This window comes from Telluria sp. Soil_C_11, from assembly GCF_057657395.1.
The window spans coordinates 1-443 of sequence record NZ_JBDGIN010000061.1; the positions used below are offsets into that span (position 1 = coordinate 1).

Below are 443 nucleotides of genomic sequence, written 5' to 3' on the forward strand. Positions count from 1 at the left end.
AACAGGTCGTACACCACCTCGGCATTCGGGCAATGTTGGCGCACTTCCAGATCGAACGCCGTGTTCATGTCCATGGCAACGGCCTCGATTTGTCGGCAACCTTCGGTGCCCAGGGCTTCAAAGAACGGTCGGATGGCCTCGCGGCTGTTACCTTCGCCGACCCACAGCACGCGCATGCGCTGGGCGTCGAGCGCGACCGTCGCATAGCGGTGCCCCTTGTGCAGGGCAAATTCATCCATCACGATACGGCGCACATCGCTGGCCGAAAATTCACCATGCAAGCGCTCCAGTCGTTGCTGGTCGATCGCCTTAATGGTGTGCCAGTGCAGGCCGGTGAGCCTGGCCACATGGGCGATCGGCAGAAGTTGCGCAAGCGCTTCAACCCACAGCCGGACGCGATGCGTTATACGAGAACGCCGATCCAGCCACGTAATGTGCTCTGC

1 protein-coding gene is annotated in these 443 nt (G+C 60.9%); it reads right to left on the reverse strand.

All coding sequences use genetic code 11. The annotated features are described in order from the left end of the window. Positions 1-443, reverse strand: a 443-nt coding sequence (locus AC3A6M_RS24865; protein ID WP_487855360.1) for a transposase, incomplete at both ends; no start/stop codon positions are given.